The following is a 21,058-nucleotide window of genomic DNA, read 5'->3' on the forward strand; positions in this document are numbered from 1 at the left end:
ACTAGGTGCCGGGGCGGCGGCCCGGCTTGTTGCTGCGGCGGGGGGCGCGGCGCACGCGCGAGGCGTGCGGGGTGACGCCCCCGGTTGGCGTGACTGGACGGGCCTCGTCGGGATCGACGACTTTGAGGGGTGGTGGGACGAAGACCGGGATGGTTTCTTCCTCGTCCTGCGTGACCACCGGTGGAGGTGGCGGCGGGACGGGACGGGCGCGTGCGGCCGACTCCTTGCTCACCCGCGGGCGCGGTGCGACGAGTGAGACGATCGGAGCCGGGACCGGCCGGCGGCGATGCGGGAGTTGGGTACGCAGTTCGATGCCGAGTGCATCGATCAGTTTGCGGCAGGCAACGATCGAGACGGCGACCGCGAGTACCGTGCAGCCGGCGAACAGGATCGACTGGCCGCCGGATGACCAGTTCGACGGGTCGGTGCGCACCATCGCGGAGATCATCGCCACCACGATCGCGTTGGTGATGCCGAGGGCGATCGCCAGGCCGACCGTACAAAGAAGTACCCGACGCTCGAGCCCGACATCGTCGGCCGCGGCGACGAGTCCCGCGATCAGACCAGCGAGCACCGGCACTGTATATACAAGCGCTAGTGTGAGACCGGGGCTCGCGACCAGATAGAAGACGTCGAACACCACGGCGGTGCCGGTCAGCGCGGCCGCGAAGCACACCACCATCGGCGGGTAGGCGCGCAGTACCGAGACCGCGTCCATGGGCACGGTCTTGAACATGCGCAAGGCCAACAGCAACTACGTATCCCCTCGTCCACCCCCATTGTGCCGCCACCCACCACCGTCCGTGAGATCCAACGGCCCGCGAGTCTAGGGTTTTGACGCTGTGGATGACGAGGGTGCGAACCGCGAACCAGTCCGCGCCGGCCTCCGGCGAGGTGACGTACGTGTCCCGCCGTACAGGTGGTGCGCCGGTCCGTCGCAGTTCGCTGTGGCGACGGACCGGCGGCACCTGGCGGCTCTATTGCCAGCAAGGCACAGTTGCTGCGGGCAACTCTTAGGCAGCGGCCTGGGTGGGTGCGAGTTTGTCGCGGAGGTCGTCGAGGATCCGACGCAGCACCCGGGACACCTGCATCTGGCTGACGCCGATGTCGTTACCGATCTCCGACTGCGTCCAGCCTTCGATGAAGCGCAGTTGAAGGATCCGCCGGTCGCGTTCGCCGAGATCGGCGAGCACCGGCTCGAGCATCTCGACCGTCTCCAGCTGGTCGATGCTCGCGTCATCGTCGTCGGCGACGACGTCGGCCAGCGTCAGTTCGGCGTCCGCTTCGGCCGGACGATCCAGCGACAGCACGTTGAAGCAGCCCTTCGCCGCCAACGCCTGCTCGACCTCGGTCACCTCGACCTCGAGGTGCTCGGCGATCTCGGCCGGCGTCGGTTCGCGGTTCAGTTGCTGCTCCAGCTCCGGCAGCTTGGATGCGATCGTGCCCTGCATCTCCTGCAGCCGGCGCGGGATCCGGACCGTCCAGGCGCAGTCGCGGAAGTACCGCTTGACCTCGCCCCGGATGGTCGGAATGGCGAACCCGATGAACGGGGTGTCCGCCTCGAGCCGGTAGTGATGGGCTGCTTTCACCAACCCTAGGTACGCGACCTGCTCCAGGTCGTCCGACTCTGCGCCGCGCCCGCGGAACCGGCGCGCGATGCCCTGCGCCATTTCCAGGTTGAGCTCGACGACTTGTTCGAGAAGTTCCTGCCGTTCGCCTTCGGCGGTGCTGGCAGCCCGGCGTTCCATCAGCTTCCGGGTAGCTGCTTCACGTGCGGCCCGATCGGCCGGTGTGGCGCAGCGGGTGGAAACCCGCTCCATGATGCTCGTGACCATTGGTATGACCTCGCGACTGTCTCGTCACGGCGTGGCACTTCGCTGAACCACGGTCATGCCTGCAGGAGAAGTCGTACCCCACCTCTCTCCATCTCATGCACAAACCCCCAAACAGTCACTCATCGCGACCGGACACGCCGTCTAACGGGCGTTTGACCCCGACACCATCACAGGACGTAAGGGAGCGGACACGTGACCCAAAAGTGTGTACGATGCAGATGCAAGGCCAAATGCACGTGCATATGCCAAGGACGTATGGAAGGTGCAGCTGATGACTGCGATCTACAACGGCATGCCCGGCGACTCGAACAGTGAGCTGATCTGGAAGAAGAGCCAGCGCAGCGGCCCGCAGGGCAACTGCGTCGAGGTAGCAAAGCTGGCGGACGGTGGTGTGGCGGTGCGCAACTCGCGCTTCACCGACGGCCCGGCCCTGGTGTTCACGAAGGCTGAGATCGAGGCGTTCCTCGGCGGCGTTCACGACGGCGAGTTCGACTACCTCGCCTGAACAACACACAGCGGCAACACCGAAGCAAGGGCCCCTTCGCCAGGCGAGTGACGAAGGGGCCCTTTCGTTGTGTCCGGGGCCTGCCCGGTGCTCGATCGGCGCTTGCCCACGCGACGATGTCCGCGGCCGCCGACGGCCGGTGAGGCGCCGGCCGAGACGAGCAGCTCGGCACATGGAAACGCCAGGGCCAACCCTCCGGCGAGAGTCGGCCCTGGCGTGTCTGAGGGGCGAGTACGGAACTACTGGACGGTGAGCGGCCAGAGCTGCTCGCTCGGCAACTCCGATGCCTTCCCGGTGGCCGCATTGTCAACGGTGATTCGCAATCCGGTGAACTTCGGCGTCATCACCCGCTGGTACCGCGACGCGCGGTCCGGCTCGGCGACGTACTCGGCGATCAGGTGGTCGCCCAGCCAGATCCGCACCATCTTCCGTCCTCCTACTGCTCTGTCGGTGGTCATGGGGCCAGGCTCACGATCGGGTCGCCGTCGAGTTGGCGAACACCGCGCAACCAGCCCTCGAAGGCCCAGCGCTGTTGCTCGGGGCAACGCGCAACCAGTTCCTGGATCTCCCGCTCCGTCAGCTCCTCGGGCGCGCGGCCGCCGGCAAGCTCAGCGGTCTGCTCCACAACCTCACTGTCGTTGTCGTTCATCGACTCGGGTTCCCCAACCAGTCAAGCCAACGGGGGGCCATTGGCGCTCTGTAAGGACCGGCCTGCCGGATCACGCGATGTCACTTTTCGCGAGATCCAGCTCACCTTCTGTGCATGAAGCAATCATGGCGTCGGCACGCGACGAATGCAAGCGCCCGATGCACGTGCATCCGCACGTTTTCCAATTCGAGACCACAACGGACCTCATTCCGCCTGGGACAGGCTCAATCGAAGGGCCGCGAACGGTGTTCGACGGCGCGCTGGTCGGCTACTATGTACTGACAAATCAGACGCGGAGTCGATCGGCTAGGCTTACGCTCCGTGATCGCTGCTGCGGATTCGACGCTCTTTTGTAAGAACTTCGGCAGATCAGCGCCCCGGCGTGCGATGATGTGCACTCGCGGGTGAGGTTGCTTGTTGATGAAGACCGCTGGGGCCGCAGGGAGGTTGGGGTGACCGAGTCGGGCGCGCAAAGCGGACCGACCGCGCTGCGCGTCATTCTCGGAGCGCACCTTCGCCGGATGCGGGCGGCCGCCGGTATCAGCCGGTCGGACGCCGGCTGGGAGATCCGGTCGTCGGAGTCCAAGATCAGCCGGATGGAGCTGGGCCGCGTCGGCCTGAAGGAACGCGACGTCGGCGACCTGCTCAGTCTGTACGGGCTTGACGACGAGGAAGAGCGCGAGCGGCTGCTGCGTCTCGCACGCGAGGCGAACAACCCCGGTTGGTGGCACCGGTACGGCGACGTGCTGCCGAGCTGGTTCCACTCGTACCTCGACCTCGAAGCCGCGGCACAGCTGATCCGTGTGTATGAGCTGCAGTTCATCCCCGGTCTGCTGCAGACACCCGACTACATCCGTGCGGTCGTCCAACTGGGCCGAGGGATGATCCCGGCCGAGGAAGTCGAGCGCCGCGTGACGCTTCGGACGAACCGGCAGGGCGTGCTGACGCGCCCGGAGCCGGTGCGCGTTTGGGCGGTAGTGGACGAGGCGGTGCTTCGCCGGCCGATCGGCGGCGTCAAGAGCATGATCGAGCAGCTCAACCACCTGATCGATCATTCGCAGCTGCCCAACGTCACGCTCCAGGTGATGCCCTTCAGCGTCGGCGGCCACGCAGCCACCGGCGGCGCCTACAGCATCCTGCGTTTCCCGGAGCAGGACCTGCCGGACATGGTCTACATCGAGCACCTCACCAGCGCCCTGTACCTGGACAAGCTGGAAGACCTCGACCAGTACACAGCCACCATGGAAGCCCTCTGCGTCGCCGCCCCACCCCCGAACAAGACCCGCGACATCCTCACCGAAATCCGCAAGGACTTCGAACGCTGACTCCGCCTCGCGGCGGCCAGCCGTGATGCCGTCACACCGGGAGCGCACCGTCGTCCTCGCCGGGCAGATGCACAGACGTATGCCCCTGCGAGCTCACCTTGAGCGTCCAGGCTTCCTTCGGGGGCCGACTGCACCAGTCCCAAACTCTGTAGGCCTGCTCGACGACCGCCCAGAGATCCTCGGCTCCGCCGTAGTACACGTACCCATCGGCGACATACGCCCAGGACTCTGCACGAGGTCCGTTCAGCGAGGCTGAATCGTCCAGCGTCCTCGCGAATGTCATGCCTGGCGCAGAGCACCAGAGGTACAGAGCAAAATCGGGCGCGTCGAGAACGGCGGTGGGAAGCGCAGTACGACGCTGCTGGGTCTGCGTCGCGCGGTGCCGGTGTTCCTCCTCGGTCAGATCCGGGGCGGTCTCACCGGCGTACGCGAACTCCGGAACCTTGCGAGCGTTCATGAAGTAGCCGCGCGGATCCATGAGCGTCCCGGTGGCTGTCGTGCCGTCCCGATCGATGATCAACTTCAGCCATGCCCCGACGTTGCTGTTCGCGGGCGCTCGGAGGTCTGTCAGGATCACTCCCCCGGGTTTGCCCCAGCGGATCCACTCGGGCGGCACCTCGGCGACGGCATGCGTGGCGAGAATGCGGTCGTAGGAATCGTCGGCAGGCTCGAACGACGGCTGATAGCCGAGTGTCTCCAGGCGCTCTCGTGCCTGCTCGGTCAGGTCCGGATCGATCTCGATCGTTGTCACGGCTCGGTCTCCCAGGAGATGGCAGAGGATGGCCGCGTTGTAGCCGGTGCCGGTACCGACCTCCAGCACGTTCATCCCGCGGTCGATTCGGAGCTCCTCGATCATGTCCGCCATCAGCGCCGGCGCGGACGACGAGCTGGTGAACGCCGTTGCCCCGGGGTGTCCGGCGATCGGTTTCACCTGCGTGATCAGGACCTCGTTGGTGTAGATCGTCGGAAGCCAAGCCGGGTCGGCCTCGTCGACGACACCGTCCACTGTTGTGAAGCCCTCTTCATCCTTCTTCAGCCGGAAGAACTCCGGGACGAACAAATGCCTCGGAGTCTCGCGGAAGGCAAGCTCGAGCGACGTGCTGTGCAAGTAGCCCGCGTGCTTGATCGACTCCACCATCGCGTTTGCAAGCGAGGTCCACTCACCGGTGGTGTCCTCTTCAGTCATCGACGTGCTCCAGGAGATCAGCAAGGGCCGCGGTCATGGGTAAGCCCGTCTCGAGCTCCAGCCAATGCCATTGGCCTCCGCTGTTGCACTCGTACCAACTCCACTGACCATCCGCTCCGAGGCCGAAGTCGAAGGCACCGAACAACAGGCCGAACCGCTCGAGGTAGCGCCGGCAGGCTTTCGCAACGTCATCAGGCGTATCGATCACGCTGTAGGTGACCGCCCCGTAGTCCCGGCGCCAATCGAGATGAGGTGAATCGATGCGCACACTGAACACATTCGCACCGATCACCGTCGTCCGTACGTCGGCGACCTTGTCGACTCGTTGCTGGAACATGTGCAACGTGGTCCCGATGCTGTCGTCGAGGTCGTGAGGGCTGACCTCATCGACCCAGATGACCGACAAGGAGCCGTCCTCGCCGTGTAGCTCGCTGGCATGGAGCGGCTTGTAGAGGACCTGGTCGTGCGCATCGGCGAACGTGCGGGCTTCGCCGGGGACATTGGTCACCAGGGTCGGAGGTACGACGAAGCCGAGCTCGTGTGCGACCGCAAGCTGGGCCGGCTTGAAGTCGGCTTCCAGGGAACGCCAGATGTGGTTGACCCAACGGGCGCGGATCCCCGCGAGGACACCGCCCATCCCATGGCGGGCCTGATCCGCCGCGAAACGCCCGTCATGATCGGTCAGGCCGGCCGGAGCCCGGTACGGCGAAGGGCGTCGGTAGTAGACCGAACGGATCGTGTGCAGGTCGAGGTCACGACTCGTCGTACGCAAGGTGCTCGGCCCGGAGCCGTACTGGGCTGCGACGTTGAGTCGGCCTGTCAACACATCGGCTGGATCACACCGCACGACCGGAACCTCGCGCGAGTTCAGTTCCTCGATGACTGCGTCCGAGGTTGGATCGTCGATGCATGTAAGAACAAGAACGGGATCAGACATAGTCATCAGTCCGGCACATAGGTGACGACCCGCGCGTCATCCGGTGAGTTCTTGTGTTGACCGTCGCCGCCGCTGGTGGGTTGGCTGGTCACGGTCTGCCGGGACGTGCCGTGTTTGGGCGGGCCGGCGTGCAGGACTCGGCCGGCGATATCGCGGTACGTCGTCAACTGGGTGTGCGGATCGATCGACATCGAGGCCGGCGGTGTCTCGACCGTCTCCTCCTCGAACACAGTTGCCCGGGTCAAACCCCACGGGCGCGCTGTCGACGTGGGCATGGTCGGTCCTTTCATCGTGCGAGGTTGGAAAGCGGACGGGCACGGGCGACAGGGATCCGGCATGCCCGCCCCGCTGCTCATGAGGTGTGGCCGGTGAAGACGAGTGGATGTCCGACGAGTTCCTCCAGGAACTGCTGCCACTCGCGCGGTGCGCCGAGTGGAATCAGATGGCCGCGATGGGGCACCGCCACAGCGACCGCGCCGGCATGGGCCATTGCGGCGTCGATGAGCGCCTGCATAGCTTGGCCGGAATCATCTTCTTCGACGTAGAGCGGCCCGAGGCGATAGCCGCGCTGCTCTGCAGCCTGGAACGCGGCTGTCTGAAGCTCGACCAGATCGCGTAGTCGCCGGGCGAGGCGCTCGTGGGCGTAGCAGAACAGGATGCGCTGAGTACCCGAACGCGGACCCGGTGAACTGTCGGGCCAGAACTCCAGACTCGTCTCCGCGATCGCCATGCAACGACCGTACGGATCGGGCGAGGACCGGCACCATACGAATCGAGGCCGCGAGAACGGTCGGCATGGTGGCTACTGGGAGCGGGGCCGACACCGTTCGAGCGAGTCGTCGTACCTGAACGCGGTCAGAACGCGAGGTTGTGGATAACTACTGCGCAATCAGTGTGGCGATCATGGCCGTCGAGTCACGCGGACTGAGCGCCATTGCCCGGAGGTGGTCGAACACCAGGCCGTAGCGGTCGATTTCAGCCTCGGCTTCCAGGAAGATGTCACCGGCGAGGCTCTCGACGTACACGAGGTCAGGTGCCACGGACCCGAAGGCGAGCCGGACGAACGCACCGGTCATTCCGGGATGAGCTCCCCGGTCGAAGGGGATCACTTGGAGCGTGACGTTCGATCGTTCGCTCATCTCGAGCAGCCGGCCGAGTTGAGCCCGCATGACCGCGCGGCCGCCGACCTCACGCCGGAGCGCGGCCTCGTCGATCACTGCCCAGAATTCAAGCGGCGCTCGCCCGTCCCGCTTCCTGCTCAGGATGACCTGACGCTCCATCCGCGTCTGCACGTTCCGCTCGATCACGTCGGGCTCCAGCGGCAAGAAGTCAGCCACCGTTGCCCGGGCGTACTCCTCGGTCTGCAGGAGGCCCGGGATGTACGACGACTCGTAGTTGTGTGCGACCTTCGCCTCGGACTCGAAGTTGATGTAGGCCGCGTAGTCCTGAGGAATCACGTCCTTGAACTGGCGCAGCCACCCGGGCTGCCGCGCTCCGCGGATCATTTCGAGGAGCTCAGCCCGCCGTCCTTCGGGGACGGCGTAGAGGTCGAAGAGGGTTTCGAGGGTGCCGGTGTGGGGTTTGGCCTGGCCCTTCTCGATGCGCCAGAGGGTGCCTTGGTTGACGCCGGTCTGGTCCTGGACCTGTTCGCGGGTCAGTTGAGCCTCGGCGCGGAGAGTTTTCAGCTCGGCCGCGAGGCGGCGCAGCCGGACGGTCGGCGGGCCGGCTGGTCTCGGCATTTTCCACAACCTCGCGTTTCCGACCTCATGGATTCAAGATCGCCGCCATTATCGCCGGTTGGATTCGCACGGTACAAGCACCCTGACGCTGCGTCAGCTGTTGTCGGTTAGCCAGGTTAGGAGGGGTTTGGTGGATTGCCAGTCGGAGCGGATGGCGGTGGCCAGTTCGGGGGTGTGGATGATGGGCTCGAAGCCGTAGGACTTGGAGACTGTCAGGGACTTGTGGCGGAGGAGGTCGATGCGGGGGTGGTCCGCGTCGTAGCCTCTTGGGCTGGTTTTGAGTTTGTCGCCGCCGATCGACCAGCCGGCTTGGGTCAGCTTGGCGAGGAGTTTTTCCAGTTGTTTGCCGCGGCGGTCCTCGGCGATGGCGGTGCGGACCCTGGCCAGGCGGTCGGAGGATGCGTCGTAGAAGCCGGCCGCTACTCGTACTCCGGGGGCCGAGACCTGCACGTACCAGCCCAGCGCCGGAGCCAGGTCGATGAAGGCGCCCTGGTGGGTCTTGTACGGCGTCTTGTCCTTCGCGAAGCGGACGTCGCGGTACGGGCGGAACAGTTTCGCCGTGCCGAACTCCTCCTCGAGCTCCGCGAGGAGCGCGGTCATCGGCACACGGACCGACTCCTCGTAGACCTCCTTGTGCGCCGTCCAGAACGACTTGGTGTTGTCCATTTCGAGATCGTCGTAGAAATCCAGCGCCGCAGCCGGAAACCCGGTAAAACTCATGCGGCAACGATAGTTCGCCCGACAGAACGGACAGACATCCCCATGCGTGCGATCCAGGTCACCCAGTTCGGCGGTCCCGAGGTTCTCGTCCCGACCGAGCTCGACCCGCCCGTCGCCGGACCGGACCAGCTCCTGGTCGAGGTGAGTGCGGCCGGGGTGAACTTCGCCGACACGCATCGCACGGACGGTTCGTACCGCGGCGGCGTCAAGCTCCCGTTCGTCCCCGGCGTCGAGATCGTCGGCCGGACGAACGGTCGCCGGATCCTCTCCCCCATCTTCGAGACCGGCGGCGGGTACGCCGAGTACGCCGTCGCGCCGGCGCACCGCGCGGTCGACGTACCGGACGAGGTCAGCGACGGGCAGGCGCTCGCGCTACTCATCCAAGGACTGACCGCCTGGCATGTGCTGAAGAACAGCGCCCGGCTGAGCCCCGGCGAGACCGTCCTGGTCAACGCGGCGGCAGGCGGGGTCGGATCTCTCGCGGTTCAGCTCGCGAAGTACTTCGGAGCCGGACAGGTCATCGCGACCGCCTCGACCGAGGCCAAGCGGGAGCTGGCCATCGAGCTCGGCGCAGATGTTGCTGTGGACAACAACCCGGACGGGTACGTCGAGAGGGTGCTTGAAGCAACCGATGGCGTCGACGTGGTGCTCGATTCGACGGGCGGACCAACGATGCTGGCCGGATTCGGGTGTCTGAAGGGATTCGGCCGCCTGGTCAACTACGGCAACGCCGGCCGTGAAGGACGGCCGTCCCTCGATCCGAGCGCACTTGCCCAACGCAACCTTTCGGTGGCCGGCTTCTGGCTGGTCCCGGCGATGGACCTCCCCGGCGGGTACGTCGAACCGCTGACCGAGCTCCTCGCCCTCACCGCAGCGAAGAAGCTCAGCCCGCTTGTCGGTGCGGAGTACCCGCTCGAAGAAGCCCGGCGCTCACACGAGGACCTCCTCGCCCGACGGACCACCGGCAAGCTGATTCTCAAGCCCTGAAGAACGCGCGGATGTCCTCGGCCAGCACGGTCGGCTGCTCCAACGCGGCGAAGTGCCCGCCGCGCGGATGACTGGTCCACCGGACGACATTGTCCGTCCGAGCGACCTTGTGCCGCAGCGGGATGAAGTTCTCGTGCGCCAGGTCTAGCAGCGCCGTCGGCGTCCGCGACGGCTCGGCCGGCTGGCCCCAGTACGACGCATGCGCGCGCTCGTAGTAGATCGCGCCGGCCGAGCCCGCAGTACGGGTGAGCCAGTAGAGCATCACGTTGGTCAGCAGTACGTCGCGATCGATCGGCGACGCCGGATCCGACCAGGTGGCGAACTTCTCCGCGATCCACGCCAGCTGCCCGACCGGTGAGTCGGTCAGCGCGTACGCCAACGTCTGCGGCCGCGTCGACTGCAGATCGGCGTACCCCTGCTGCTCCGAAGCGAACTCCTGCTGCCGACGCCAGGACGCCCACGTGCGTTCCTGCTCGGCCGGATCGAGCGGCGCAAGCTCCTCCGGCGTCGGCTCGGACGTCGCACCCGCACCGGGGATGAGATTGAGATGTACGCCGATCACGCGCTCGGGATCGATCCGCCCGACCTCGCGTGAGATCGCCGCACCCCAGTCGCCACCTTGTACGCCGTACCGCTGGTAGCCGAGCCGGGTCATCAGCTCGGTCCACGCGCGGGCGACCCGCTTGAACTCCCAGCCGGGCTCGTTCACCGGGCCGGACAGCGTGAACCCCGGAATGGTCGGGATCACCAGATGGAAGTCCCTCAGCAGCTTCGTGACCTCGGTGAACTCGACGACCGACCCCGGCCAACCGTGGGTGAGGACCAGCGGGATCGCCGATGGATCCGACGACGGAACATGGGCGAAATGGACCCGCGCACCGTCGATCACAGTCGTGTACTGCGGCCACTCGTTCAACCGCGCTTCGGCAGCTCGCCAGTCGTATGAGGACCGCCAGTAGGCAACCAACTCTTGGAGGTACGGCAACGGAACACCGCGGGACCATCCGACGCCGGGCAGCTCGGCGGGCCAGCGCACCAGGTCGAGGCGCCGGCGCAGGTCGTCCAGCTCGCTGTCCGGCACATCCAGCCGGAACGGTTCGATCGTCACTCCGGCACCCTGCCACACAGAACGGCCGCGATCAGGCGGCGACCTTCGCGTGCGTACGGTCGCGGACCACCTTGACCGCCACGGCGGCGATCAGGCACAGCACACCGGCGCTCATCACGATCGTGACCAGCGTGCTCGCGCCGTTCAGCGCGTTGTCGCAGGCCATCGGCGTGATCCCGCCGGCGGGCTGGAACGCCGAGCCGCAGCGGGTGCCGCTGGCCGAGACCGAGCGGAACCCGAGCAGGCCGCCGACGAGCAGCAGCACCACCCCGGCCGCACCGAGAATCTTGTTCAGCGTGATCACGGTCAGACCGGATCCACTTGTTGTGGGCATGCCGACGGCACACCCCGTGAGCCCCGTAGCACTTCGATCACTCCTGACTTCGACGGACCACCCAAGAATCGAACTTACGGTCAGGCCCGCGATGATCCCCACCCGAGCAGCCGGTCAGGACTGATTCTTCACAGAGTCCTTACTCAGAACATGACCGGCTGTGACGGTGATCTCAGATCAAATGAAAGTCACTCTCAGCCGAGGCGTTCTTCCAGGTAGACCGTGATCTCGTCGCCCGGCTGCTTGCCGAGGAGGGTGCGGAGGTCGCCCTTGACGGGGAGTTTGTGGGTGCCGTCGCCGAGGGCCATGAACGAGCTCTCGAACGGGTGGCCGTCCATGGTTCCGCGGACCTTGACCAGGCCGCGGGTGCCGAAGTACTCGGCCGAATCGGGCATCTGCACGTAGGTCCAGCCGCCCTTGGCGTCGCTCTTGAGCAGCGGCGCGGTGAAGGTCTTGTCCAGCTTTCCGGTCTTCTTGCTCACGATGAGCTCCTCTCTACACCACTGGGTAGAGACTGCGGACGGGCTTTCGACGTCCACGGCCAACCTATTCTGGGAATGTGCAGATGACGATCCGCCGGGCCGGGCCGGACGACGTACCGGCGGTGCTGGGCCTGCTCGACGGGGCCACCGAATGGCTGGTCGCGCGGGGGCAGACCGAGCAATGGGGTACGTCGCCGCACTCGACGAGCCCGCGCCGGGTCGCGCAGATCGCCGGGTTCGCGGACGACGGCGAGCTGTGGGTCAGCGAGGCCGAGGGCCGCATCGTCGGCGCGCTCGCGGTCGGAGCGGCGATGGAGTACGTGCCTGCGGCAACCGAACCCGAGCTGTACGTCCGCCTACTCGTGACCGACCGTGCCTCCGCCGGGCAGAACATCGGCGGCGAACTGCTCGACCACGCCCGCAAGCTGGCCCTCGACGCCGGTGCCCACGTCATGCGCGTCGACTGCTTCGCCGGCGGGGACGGCGCCCTCGTCCGGTACTACGAGGCGCAGGGGTTCACGCGGGACGTGGAGTTCGCCGTACCGCGGGTCAATGAGCCGGACTGGCCGGGTCAGGTGCTCGTCCAGCGTCTGTGATCGACGAGCGGTGTACGGCGCCGTGCGCATCGCTGCAATGCGTCCCGCCGGTGGCGTGATCGACCTGGAGCGTGGAATGCGTCAGGTGGTGGCGCTCGGCCAGGACCTGCTCGATCTGGATCCGGATCTGGTGACAGTCGAGGCCCTCGGCAACCAGGATGTGCGCGGACGCGGCCGGCTCGCCCGAGGTGATCTCCCAGACATGCAGGTCGTGGACCTCGACGACGCCCTCGATCGCGCACAGCTCGGCGCCGAGCGCCTGCGGGTCGATCGCGCTCGGCGCGGCCTCGAGGAAGATCCGGCCGGAGGCGCGGACCAGGGATATGCCGGCCTTCAGCATCAGTACGGCGACCACGAGCGCGGCGATCGCGTCCGCCCGGGCGAACCCGGTCAGCAGTACGACGAGGCCGGCGATCGCGGTCGCGATGAACGCGAACAGGTCGTTGAGGATGTGCTGGAACGCGCCCTCGACGTTCAGGCTGGTGCGGTTCGCCTTGCTGATCAGCCAGGTGGCGAACAGGTTCACCACGATGCCGACCACGCCGGCGATCAGGACCAGCGCACCCTTGACCTCGGGCGGATGGATCATCCGGTTGACGGCCTCGAAGACGAAGTACGCCGCGAGTAGCAGCAGCGTGATGCCGTTGGCCTGCGCGGAGAGGATCTCGACCCGCTTGAAGCCGTACGTGAACCCGCCCGCCGGCGGCTTCGCGGCCAGCCGGATGGCGAGCAGCGCGAGGGCGAGGGCGATGGCGTCGGTCAGCATGTGCGCCGCGTCGGTGACCAGGGCCAGCGAACCGGCCGCGAACCCGACGATGACTTCGGCGATCATGAAGCCGACGATCAGCGCGAGCGCCCCGCTCAGCAGCTTGCGATCCGCCCGAACGCTGACCGTGTGACCGTGGCCGTGCCCGTGGTCCGCGCTCATGACTCGGACCTCTCCGGATGGATCGCGTCAGTGTGCTCGGTGTGGGCGACGGCCAGGTCGACGAGCATCCGGACGTGCGCGTCGTCGAGGCGGTAGAACGCGTTCCGGCCGTCACGCCGTACGGAGACCACCCGGTGCGCGCGGAGCAGGCGGAGGGCATGCGAGGTCGCGGACTCGCTCAGCCCGGTGATCGCGGCGAGGTCGCAGACGCACAGCTCCCCGTCGAGCAGGGCGACCAACAGCTTCAGCCGCCGCGGGTCGCCGAGGAGCCCGAAGACGTCAGCGGTGTCGACGATGTCGTCCTCGCCGGGCATCCTGGCGTTGACGCTGGCCACGCGCTCAGGATTCACCAGCCTGACCCGACAGTCGTCGATACCCTGCACATCTGCAGAACTCTTCATATATCAACTCTAAGGGCCTCCCCTCAGCCCCGCAACTAGCCGGTGAACGTCGCCGGCAGGAACAAGGTCGTGGTCTTCCCGGTGACGATGCCACTCGCCCACTGCATCGCCCCGGCCCGCCCGGTCCCGTCGTTCTCGTTCAGGGCGAGGGAGATCGCAACCGGTCCGGCCGGCTGGCTCGTGAATCCGAGTGCCGCCCACGGCACCTTCACCCGGTACGACGTGACGCCGTCGGCGCGCGTGATCGCGGCGGTCGCGCCGGGTGTCGTCCCGGTCGGGCTGCCGTCCGACGTACCGAAGGTGTAGACGGTCGGGCCGGTCGGCAGCAGCGCGGCGCCGAGCTCGGTGGCGGTCGCGTTCTCGCCGGGCAGTCCGTTGCTGATCGCGAACTGCAGGCTGTCGCCGCGCCACAGGTTCGGCGCCGTTTCGGTCTGCGCGAAGACGTCGTCGGTGACGGCCGCGTTGATGGTCAGACCAGTCGTGTCGTACTGGAAATCGGCCGAACCGGACAGGTCGGCGGCGCCGCCCCACGGTCGCGTGAAGGCGATCCAGCTGGCGTCGGTGGCGAGATTCATCGAGGTTGCCGGAGTCGTTGCCGAGGGCACGATCGGGTCGAACGCCGTGGTGCCTTTGGCGGAGACCTTGTTGCCGTCGGACGTGGTCAGGTCGACGGTGTAGGCGTAGGCCTTCCACGGCGCCAGGCCGGTGACCGGGATGCTAATCGTTGCCTTCTGCCCCGGTGCGATCGACTGCCCGGCGCCCGCCGTACCGTGCTGGCCGGCGATGGTCCAGCTGAGGTCCTGGATCGTGGCGGCCGAGCTTGCTCTCGTGTTGGTCAGCTCGACGCCCAGACCGGTCGGGGCGGTTGCGGTGAGCTGTGGGACGACGCGGATCTTCGTTGCCGGTTCGACGCTGGTCCACGCGACCAGGCGGGCGGTGGTCTTGCCGAGTCGCGAGACGGTCGCGACAACGTGCCGCAGACCGAGGGTGTCGCTCGCCGGGACCGGGATCGTGACGGTGGTCTTCTTCCCTGGCAGCACGAGCGCGTGCTTGGTCTGGCCCGCGACCGTCACGGCTGCGGGACCGGCGTTGTGCACGGAACCCTTGATGGTCACGGTGACCGCGGTCGGCTCCTGAGAGTTCGAGGGGTCGGCGGCGGCGATTGTTGCCTGGGGTGTGGCGGTGACGGCGACGCTCGTGGCCGCGCCCTTCACGAAGACCGGGTCCTGGTCGACGGTCATCGTGACCACGCCGGCGGTCGGCGTGAGGGTGGTCTTGTGGCCGTACATATCGGTGACCTCGAGCGGGCTGGTGGTGTTCAGCTGCACGGAGGACGTGCCGGTTCCGGTCGACCACAGCACGCGGGTGGTCGCCGTACCGGAGCCGAAGCGGTACGAGTACAGCGGCGCGGCCAAGGTGTCGCGGCCGCTGTAGGCGAGGCCGGTGAGCGCGCGGATCGTGGTCGCCTTCGCAACCAGGCCCGGCTTCGGCGCCATGCCGGCGATCGGTCCGGCGGGAGCCTGCAGGAGGCCGAACGTGCTCTCCTTGTCGTCCAGGTTCGTGCCGTCGTTGAGGGCGTCGTACCAGTAGAACTGGCCGACGTTGTTCGCGATCATGATCGCGTCGTTGCGGATCGACTTGCGGGCCTGGTCGAGCATCGAGCCGCCGAAGCTCGGGGCGGTCGGGTAGCCCTCCTCGCTGATCCAGATCGGCTTACCGGCGCCGCCGTGCGCGTCGGCCGCGGTGCGCAGACTCTGGATCTGGGTGTCCAGATCGCCTTCCGGGCCGGCGAACGTGTAGATGTGCGCGTCGATCGTGTCGACGTAGGCCAGCCCGCCCAGCGACAGGATCTGGTCCCGGAACGACGTGTCACCCTTGTTCGGCCCGACGTCGGCGAGGACGTTCGCGTTCGGGTTGTCCGCGTGCGTCTGTTCGTACGCCGCCTTCATCAGCTGGACGAAGCACGCGCCGGTGACACCGCAGGCGCTGTCGTTGAAGCCGGGCTGGTAATACTCGTTGTACGTCCCGATATCGTTGGTCGTACCCGCGAAATGCTTCAGCCACCAACTCTGGTAGCGGCCGTATGCTGCGAGACCCTCCGGAGTGCTCGGCGTGTGACCGCCGTCGTAGAGCGGGTTGCGGTAGCCGGTGCCCAGCAGCGGAGTGAGACCGTTCGCCTTGGCGTCTGCGATCACCGCGTCCTCCTGCGGATCGACCGCGTAGTTGCCCGGTGATCCGGACTCGATCCGCGGCCACTCGAGGCTCTCCCGGATGTGCGAGAAGCCGGTGAGAGCGAGGGTGCGGATCAGGGCGCTGCTGAGGTTGTAGTAGTGGTTCATGTGGGTGTTGACGCCCCACTTGCCTTGTGGGGATTGGGTTCCGGCTGGGAGCGGTGGGATAACCGCGAGCGTCGTACCGACCACGGTGTCCCCTGCGGTCAGACGGAGGTTGTAGAAACCGGCGCCGAGAGATGCTGTGCTGATAGAACCTGTGCTGGTGTTGCCCGAGGCAACGGGTAGGTACTGGTCGTCGGTGATGCTCCAGGCAACAGACGGCGCGGTCGAGCTGAGCGTGACGCTGCCAGTCCCCTGCTGGAAGACCAGGCTCTGGTTGGTGACCGTGATGCCCGTGGTGTCCGCGAACGAGACGCTCACCGAGCTGATGCAGACCGAGCTGATGACGCCACCAGGCGCATTCGCCATCAGCCGGATGTCGGCGCCGTTCGCGCGGTTCTGGAAGTTGACGTTGGACATCCGGAACTGCATGCTCGCCCACGCGCCGCTGCCGGGGAACGTGAACCACGGCAGCGGAGTGAACGCGGCGCTGACGCTGTCGTACTGCGCGGTCAACTGCTGGCCCGGGGTGTCGAAGTAGTTGACCGTGAGTACGGCGTCGGTCGCGCCGGCCGGGATCCGGGCGGCGTCGAGGTTCAGGTAGATGTACTGGTCCTTGGGGTCGTTGCTGGTCTGCCAGCACGGCACCCCGAGACGGGACGACGCGGCGTGCTCCGGCGTCTTGTCCGCGTCGCCGGGCCAGGCGGTGATGCCGTCGGCGGCGACCGGACTGCTGAAGACGATCCCGGGATCACCCGCGGCTTGCGCGGGGGCAACGAGTTGAGTGGCGGCGAGCAACCCGGCGGCCAGAACTGCGGTCAGCCTCCGAAACGAACCGAGCATTGGGCGGCCTCATTTCGATCTACACGAGTAGGCGAAAGCGCTTTCGCAGATCACACACCGAACCCCCACCGGCTGTCAACGGTTGGGTGGAGCGACCTTCAGTTGGTCGACCACTTCTCTTCGATCCGGGCGTACTTCCAGATCGCCTGGGCGGTGATCCAGGTGAGGACGAACAGGCCGACGATGGCGTAGCCGACGTAGTTCAGGTCGACGCCGGCGATCGCGGCCAGCGGACCGTGGTCGATGTGCAGCTTGTCGGTGAGGATCGAGATCAGCTCGATGCTGCCGATCACCAGCGCGACGGCGACCGACAGGCCGGTGATCGTGATGTTGTAGTAGACCTTGCGGACCGGTTTCGCGAAGGCCCAGCCGTAGGCGAAGTTCATCAGGCAGCCGTCGATGGTGTCGAGCAGGCTCATCCCGGCCGCGAAGAGGATCGGCAGCGTCAGTACGGCGTACCACGGCAGACTGAACGCGGCCGCGCCGCCGGCGAGCACCAGCAGGCTGACCTCGGTCGCGGTGTCGAAGCCGAGGCCGAACAGGAAGCCGATCGGGTACATCTGCCACGGGCGGGTGACGGCCTTGGTGACGCCGGCCAGGATCCGGTTCATCAGGCCGCGCTTGTCGAGGTGCTGCTCGAGCGAGGCCTCGTCGTACTCGCCGGTGCGCATCCGGCGGAACACCTTGACGACGGCGACCAGTACGGCCAGGTTGAGCGCGGCGATCAGGTACAGGAAGACGCCGGAGACCGCCGTACCGACGACGCCGGTGATCTGTTGGAGGCGGGACGAGTCGTCAGCGACCTGTCCGGCGAGCGTACGGACGCCGATCCCGAGCAGGAAGCACAGCACGAACACCACGGTCGAGTGCCCGAGCGAGAACCAGAACCCGACCGACAACGGCCGCCGCCCGTCCGCCATCAGCTTCCGGGTCGTGTTGTCGATCGCGGCGATATGGTCCGCGTCGAACGCATGCCGCATCCCGAGCGTGTACGCCGTCACCCCGAGCCCGACCCCGAACACCCCGGCCGATCCGAGCAGGTAATGCCGCGGCGCCACGATCAGCGCCAGCACACCCCAACCGACCAGATGCAACAGCAGCACGAACGCCGCCATCCCCCCGACCGCACCCCACTCGCGCCGACTGACATCCATCCGCCTCACGATCCGCCAGTAAACGCCGCTCGCCCCCTAGATGCAACCTAGTCGCATGAACAGTCAGACTGTGGAACATGAACGCCTATCCGGACGTCACCGCCGGTGAACGCCAGTCCCTCGAGCAGTTCCTCGACTTCCACCGCACCGGCGTACTGCGAACCCTCGACGAGGTAACCGACGCCGAGGCGGCGACCCGGGTGCTCCCGGCGACGGAACTGACCGTCGGCGGCATCGTCAAACACCTCGCCTCGGTCGAGGACCTCTGGTTCAGCCACAAGCTTCTCGACGTCCCGTCCGCCGAGCCATGGCGATCGGCGCCGTTCGACCAGGACCCGGACTGGGAGATCCACTCCGCGGCCGACGACACGGTCGAGGAGCTGCGCGCGCTCTACCAACTGGCATGCGAGGCGAGCAGGCGGATCACCGCGCGGATCGGGTCGCTCGATGCGCGCGCCGTCCGCGGATCGTTCGGTGGGCAGTTGGTCAGTCTGCGCTGGATCTATCTGCACATGATCGAGGAGACCGCGCAGCACCGCGGGCACCTCGACCTGCTGATGGACGCGGTGCGTCAGGCGAGGCCGAGGCGGTAGGCGTAGGCGACGGCTTGGGCTCGGTCGCGGAGGTTGGCTTTGGCGAAGAGGTGGTTGATGTGGGTCTTGACGGTGGCTTCGCTGACGACCAGGTGTCTGGCGATCTCGGTGTTGGAGAGGCCCTCGGCGATCAGGCGGAGTACCTCTAGTTCGCGTGGGGTGAGGCCGGTGTCGGTGGGTTCGGGGGGTTTGGTGGTGGCGCCTTCGATCAGGCGGCGTTGGACTTCGGCGTCGACGATCGACTGACCGTTGGCTGCGGCGACCAGGGCGCGGCCGATCGACTCGGCGTCGGCGTCCTTGGTGAGGAACCCGCGGGCGCCGGCCCGGAGCGCGGACAGCACCGAGTCGTCGTCGCTGTACGTCGTGAGTACGACGACCTCGGTCCGCGGGTGATCCGCCCGCACCTGACGGGTCGCCTCCACGCCGTCCATCGTCGGCATCCGGAGATCGACGAGCAGTACGTCGGGGTCGTGCTCGGCCACCAACTGGACCGCTTCCCGGCCGTCCGACGCCGCGGCCACCACATCGATCCCGGGCAGCAGTTTGAGCAGCGTGACCAGCCCGTCCCGCACCACGGTCTGGTCGTCCGCGACCACCACTCGCACAGTCATGCTTTCACCTTGAGCTCGACTCGCCAGCCCGTCGACGTCGGTCCGGCCTCCAACGATCCGCCGACCAGGTCGGCCCGTTCACGCATCCCGACCAGACCATAGCCGCCCGGCGCCGCGCGATCCGCTCGCTTCCCCGGCTTGTCCTCCGCGCTCAGGCTCACGACGTCGCCGTACGACAGCTTGACCTCCACCGGTGCGCCGGGCGCGTGCTTGCGGGTGTTCGCCAGCGCCTCCTGCACAGTCCGGTACAGCGTGCTCATCACGTCAGCCGGCAGCTCCCGCGGCGTACCCTCCACCTCGAACTCCGCCGTCGCCCCACTCTCCAGCCGGTACGCCGTGACCAGATCGCCAAGCGCCCGTACGTCGGGAACCGCGTCCTCCCGCAACGCCGCGACCGCCCGCCGCGCCTCGGCCAACCCCTCGGCCGCCAGCCCCTGCGCCCGCGTCACCTGCTCGACCGCCTCTGCCGACGCACCGTCCCGCACGAGCATCAACCGCGCACCCTGCAGACTCAACGACAGACCGGCCAGCGAATGAGCGAGTACGTCGTGCACGTCGCGCGCGATCCGCGCCCGCTCGGCCAGCGCCGCGGCCCGCTCATGCTCCTCGATCGCGGCCTGCTTTCGGGCCAGCGACACCTCGAGCTCCTCCAGCCGCTGCTCCCGGCTCCGCCGGTTGACTGCAGCAAGGGTCAGCGCGACCACGCCGAACGCGGCGCCGATCGCGCCCGGTCCCGACCGCGTCGTGACGTACAGCGGCACGCTCGCACCCAGGATCCCGACCCCGACGATCACCCACGCGAGCGGCGTCGGCTTGTAATACCTGACCGCGGATCGCGCCACCCAGAACGGGGCGATGATCATCGGGCTGGCCGGCAGCGCGTACCACAGGACCGAACCGGCGATGCCGAACACCAGCAGGCCGTAGCCGGCCCGGCCGAGCGGTTCGCCGTACCGCTGCCCGTACAGCGAGACGTTGCTGATGACAACGATCACGCCGAGGGCAACGATCACCGGGTACGGGAGCCGGTGTTCGTTGTGGTCCCGGGCGGCGAAGACGACCGAGAGGATCGTCAGCACGGTCGGGACCGCGCGCAGCAGCAGACCGGGTACGGAGGATTCCCGCACCCGGTCCGCAAGGCCGGAGTTCATGCCCTCATCATGCCCGGATCACACGCGCTGGGTGGCGAACGGGATGTTCATCGCGAGCGAGCGGCGGTAGATCATCGCGCTCTGGGCGGCGAGCGTGACGCCGATGGTCAGCGCGAGGGTCGACGTACCGAAGGTGTTGTGCGGCCAGAGCGCGGCGGAGGCGAACGACGTACCGACCCGGAGGCCGATCGTCACCAGCCAGAGGACGAGCGTCGCCGCGGTGCCCTTCTGGAACAGGCCCTGGTCGGTCGGCGAGAGCCGGACGCTGGCGCCGCGAGCGAGGCCGAGGCCGGCCAGTACGACGCAGTCGAGGACCAGGAACGCGACCTCGCCGGGGGTCGCGTTGTGGGCGACCGGAGAGAGCGAGAAGAGACCGACGCCCAGCAGGATCACGGGCATCAGGAACAGCGATTTCTGGGTGACGAACGAACCGGTCACCTGCCGGCCGATCACGCGCACCAGCACCAGCAGACCCACCAAGATACCGATCACGGCCGACATTTCTGTGGTTCCTTTCGAGGAGTTGTTGTTGATGACAACACTCCTCGGAACCGGCCGTAGGAACGTCAGCCCGGAGGTGAGACCCGGGTGGAACCCGAGCCTCAACCCCAGGGTTGACTCGGGGCACGTCTCCCGCTCCC

26 protein-coding genes are annotated in these 21,058 nt (G+C 67.1%); 6 read left to right on the forward strand and 20 right to left on the reverse strand.

What is annotated here, in order from left to right; all coding sequences use genetic code 11:
- Position 1: 1 nt before the first annotated feature.
- A complete protein-coding gene (locus ACFWUU_RS06350) occupies positions 2-736 on the reverse strand; it encodes a hypothetical protein (RefSeq protein WP_380173231.1) in 735 nt (244 codons plus the stop codon).
- 110 nt (positions 737-846) lie between these two features.
- On the opposite strand from ACFWUU_RS06350, the gene ACFWUU_RS06355 reads away from it, so the two are divergent.
- Positions 847-1,017: a hypothetical protein gene (locus ACFWUU_RS06355; RefSeq protein ID WP_380173233.1), complete on the forward strand. Its 171-nt coding sequence runs from the start codon at positions 847-849 to the stop codon at positions 1,015-1,017.
- Here ACFWUU_RS06355 and ACFWUU_RS06360 read toward each other — a convergent pair.
- Positions 1,014-1,835 (reverse strand): SigB/SigF/SigG family RNA polymerase sigma factor, encoded by an 822-nt coding sequence (locus tag ACFWUU_RS06360; RefSeq protein WP_137253337.1) that lies wholly within the window; start codon positions 1,833-1,835, stop codon positions 1,014-1,016. The two genes, ACFWUU_RS06355 and ACFWUU_RS06360, sit on opposite strands and share 4 nt — an antisense overlap.
- A gap of 271 nt (positions 1,836-2,106) precedes the next feature.
- Here ACFWUU_RS06360 and ACFWUU_RS06365 point away from each other — a divergent pair, with 271 nt between their 5' ends.
- A complete protein-coding gene (locus tag ACFWUU_RS06365; protein WP_137253336.1) occupies positions 2,107-2,340 on the forward strand; it encodes a DUF397 domain-containing protein in 234 nt (77 codons plus the stop codon).
- Positions 2,341-2,579: 239 nt separating this feature from the next.
- On the opposite strand, the gene ACFWUU_RS06370 is transcribed toward ACFWUU_RS06365, so the two are convergent.
- Together ACFWUU_RS06370 and ACFWUU_RS06375 are read right to left on the reverse strand one after the other, a co-directional pair.
- Positions 2,580-2,798, reverse strand: coding sequence for a hypothetical protein (locus ACFWUU_RS06370; RefSeq protein ID WP_233714578.1), 219 nt, complete (start codon positions 2,796-2,798; stop codon positions 2,580-2,582).
- Positions 2,795-2,989: a hypothetical protein gene (locus ACFWUU_RS06375; RefSeq protein ID WP_137253335.1), complete on the reverse strand. Its 195-nt coding sequence runs from the start codon at positions 2,987-2,989 to the stop codon at positions 2,795-2,797. Before ACFWUU_RS06375 ends, ACFWUU_RS06370 begins: the two co-directional genes overlap by 4 nt.
- A 452-nt stretch (positions 2,990-3,441) precedes the next feature.
- On the opposite strand from ACFWUU_RS06375, the gene ACFWUU_RS06380 reads away from it, so the two are divergent.
- Positions 3,442-4,314 (forward strand): helix-turn-helix domain-containing protein, encoded by an 873-nt coding sequence (locus ACFWUU_RS06380; protein ID WP_380173235.1) that lies wholly within the window; start codon positions 3,442-3,444, stop codon positions 4,312-4,314.
- A 31-nt stretch (positions 4,315-4,345) separates the two neighbouring features.
- On the opposite strand, the gene ACFWUU_RS06385 is transcribed toward ACFWUU_RS06380, so the two are convergent.
- The 6 genes from ACFWUU_RS06385 to ACFWUU_RS06410 form a co-directional block, all read right to left on the reverse strand.
- Positions 4,346-5,500 (reverse strand): methyltransferase domain-containing protein, encoded by a 1,155-nt coding sequence (locus tag ACFWUU_RS06385; protein WP_380173237.1) that lies wholly within the window; start codon positions 5,498-5,500, stop codon positions 4,346-4,348.
- On the reverse strand, positions 5,493-6,443 hold the full coding sequence (gene tgmB / locus ACFWUU_RS06390) for an ATP-grasp ribosomal peptide maturase (RefSeq protein ID WP_380173239.1): 951 nt from the start codon (positions 6,441-6,443) through the stop codon (positions 5,493-5,495). The genes ACFWUU_RS06385 and tgmB overlap by 8 nt, the downstream gene beginning before the upstream one ends.
- On the reverse strand, positions 6,443-6,712 hold the full coding sequence (tgmA, locus tag ACFWUU_RS06395) for a putative ATP-grasp-modified RiPP (protein WP_380173241.1): 270 nt from the start codon (positions 6,710-6,712) through the stop codon (positions 6,443-6,445). Before tgmA ends, tgmB begins: the two co-directional genes overlap by 1 nt.
- A gap of 77 nt (positions 6,713-6,789) precedes the next feature.
- Positions 6,790-7,167 carry a hypothetical protein gene (locus ACFWUU_RS06400; protein WP_380173243.1) on the reverse strand — a complete coding sequence of 126 codons (378 nt, stop codon included), beginning with the start codon at positions 7,165-7,167 and terminating at the stop codon, positions 6,790-6,792.
- A 148-nt stretch (positions 7,168-7,315) separates the two neighbouring features.
- On the reverse strand, positions 7,316-8,176 hold the full coding sequence (locus ACFWUU_RS06405; RefSeq protein ID WP_380173245.1) for a helix-turn-helix domain-containing protein: 861 nt from the start codon (positions 8,174-8,176) through the stop codon (positions 7,316-7,318).
- A gap of 93 nt (positions 8,177-8,269) precedes the next feature.
- The gene (locus tag ACFWUU_RS06410; protein ID WP_380173247.1) at positions 8,270-8,896 is read right to left on the reverse strand and encodes a DUF2461 domain-containing protein; all 627 of its coding nucleotides are present in this window, start codon (positions 8,894-8,896) and stop codon (positions 8,270-8,272) included.
- A gap of 42 nt (positions 8,897-8,938) precedes the next feature.
- Between ACFWUU_RS06410 and ACFWUU_RS06415 the strand changes: the two genes are divergently transcribed.
- The gene (locus tag ACFWUU_RS06415) at positions 8,939-9,883 is read left to right on the forward strand and encodes a zinc-binding alcohol dehydrogenase family protein (protein WP_380173249.1); all 945 of its coding nucleotides are present in this window, start codon (positions 8,939-8,941) and stop codon (positions 9,881-9,883) included.
- On the opposite strand, the gene ACFWUU_RS06420 is transcribed toward ACFWUU_RS06415, so the two are convergent.
- The 3 genes from ACFWUU_RS06420 to ACFWUU_RS06430 all read right to left on the reverse strand — a co-directional run bounded on the left by ACFWUU_RS06420 (position 9,873) and on the right by ACFWUU_RS06430 (position 11,807).
- A complete protein-coding gene (locus ACFWUU_RS06420) occupies positions 9,873-10,991 on the reverse strand; it encodes an epoxide hydrolase family protein (protein ID WP_380173250.1) in 1,119 nt (372 codons plus the stop codon). The two genes, ACFWUU_RS06415 and ACFWUU_RS06420, sit on opposite strands and share 11 nt — an antisense overlap.
- Before the next feature lie 31 nt (positions 10,992-11,022).
- Positions 11,023-11,325: a hypothetical protein gene (locus ACFWUU_RS06425; RefSeq protein ID WP_380173251.1), complete on the reverse strand. Its 303-nt coding sequence runs from the start codon at positions 11,323-11,325 to the stop codon at positions 11,023-11,025.
- Between the two features lie 194 nt (positions 11,326-11,519).
- Positions 11,520-11,807: a DUF1905 domain-containing protein gene (locus ACFWUU_RS06430; RefSeq protein ID WP_137253329.1), complete on the reverse strand. Its 288-nt coding sequence runs from the start codon at positions 11,805-11,807 to the stop codon at positions 11,520-11,522.
- Between the two features lie 83 nt (positions 11,808-11,890).
- On the opposite strand from ACFWUU_RS06430, the gene ACFWUU_RS06435 reads away from it, so the two are divergent.
- Positions 11,891-12,403 (forward strand): GNAT family N-acetyltransferase, encoded by a 513-nt coding sequence (locus ACFWUU_RS06435; RefSeq protein WP_380174278.1) that lies wholly within the window; start codon positions 11,891-11,893, stop codon positions 12,401-12,403.
- Here ACFWUU_RS06435 and ACFWUU_RS06440 read toward each other — a convergent pair.
- The 4 genes from ACFWUU_RS06440 to ACFWUU_RS06455 form a co-directional block, all read right to left on the reverse strand.
- On the reverse strand, positions 12,357-13,331 hold the full coding sequence (locus ACFWUU_RS06440) for a cation diffusion facilitator family transporter (protein ID WP_380173253.1): 975 nt from the start codon (positions 13,329-13,331) through the stop codon (positions 12,357-12,359). The two genes, ACFWUU_RS06435 and ACFWUU_RS06440, sit on opposite strands and share 47 nt — an antisense overlap.
- On the reverse strand, positions 13,328-13,732 hold the full coding sequence (locus tag ACFWUU_RS06445) for a helix-turn-helix transcriptional regulator (protein WP_137253327.1): 405 nt from the start codon (positions 13,730-13,732) through the stop codon (positions 13,328-13,330). Before ACFWUU_RS06445 ends, ACFWUU_RS06440 begins: the two co-directional genes overlap by 4 nt.
- A 35-nt stretch (positions 13,733-13,767) precedes the next feature.
- Positions 13,768-16,908, reverse strand: a complete 3,141-nt coding sequence (locus tag ACFWUU_RS06450; RefSeq protein WP_380173255.1) for a sugar-binding protein — start codon at positions 16,906-16,908, stop codon at positions 13,768-13,770.
- Positions 16,909-17,006: 98 nt separating this feature from the next.
- A complete protein-coding gene (locus ACFWUU_RS06455; protein WP_202877579.1) occupies positions 17,007-18,062 on the reverse strand; it encodes a HoxN/HupN/NixA family nickel/cobalt transporter in 1,056 nt (351 codons plus the stop codon).
- A gap of 77 nt (positions 18,063-18,139) precedes the next feature.
- On the opposite strand from ACFWUU_RS06455, the gene ACFWUU_RS06460 reads away from it, so the two are divergent.
- Positions 18,140-18,655, forward strand: a complete 516-nt coding sequence (locus tag ACFWUU_RS06460) for a DinB family protein (protein WP_380173257.1) — start codon at positions 18,140-18,142, stop codon at positions 18,653-18,655.
- Here ACFWUU_RS06460 and ACFWUU_RS06465 read toward each other — a convergent pair.
- Genes ACFWUU_RS06465 through ACFWUU_RS06475 form a run of 3 tightly spaced genes read right to left on the reverse strand, consistent with a single transcriptional unit; the run spans position 18,634 to position 20,918 of the window.
- A complete protein-coding gene (locus tag ACFWUU_RS06465; protein WP_380173259.1) occupies positions 18,634-19,266 on the reverse strand; it encodes a response regulator in 633 nt (210 codons plus the stop codon). The genes ACFWUU_RS06460 and ACFWUU_RS06465 overlap by 22 nt on opposite strands.
- Positions 19,263-20,417 carry a sensor histidine kinase gene (locus ACFWUU_RS06470; RefSeq protein ID WP_380173261.1) on the reverse strand — a complete coding sequence of 385 codons (1,155 nt, stop codon included), beginning with the start codon at positions 20,415-20,417 and terminating at the stop codon, positions 19,263-19,265. The genes ACFWUU_RS06465 and ACFWUU_RS06470 overlap by 4 nt, the downstream gene beginning before the upstream one ends.
- An 18-nt stretch (positions 20,418-20,435) precedes the next feature.
- The gene (locus ACFWUU_RS06475; protein ID WP_380173263.1) at positions 20,436-20,918 is read right to left on the reverse strand and encodes a hypothetical protein; all 483 of its coding nucleotides are present in this window, start codon (positions 20,916-20,918) and stop codon (positions 20,436-20,438) included.
- Positions 20,919-21,058: the final 140 nt, after the last annotated feature.

This window comes from Kribbella sp. NPDC058693, assembly GCF_042715335.1.
In the GTDB taxonomy this organism is placed as follows: Bacteria; Actinomycetota; Actinomycetes; order Propionibacteriales; family Kribbellaceae; genus Kribbella; species Kribbella jiaozuonensis.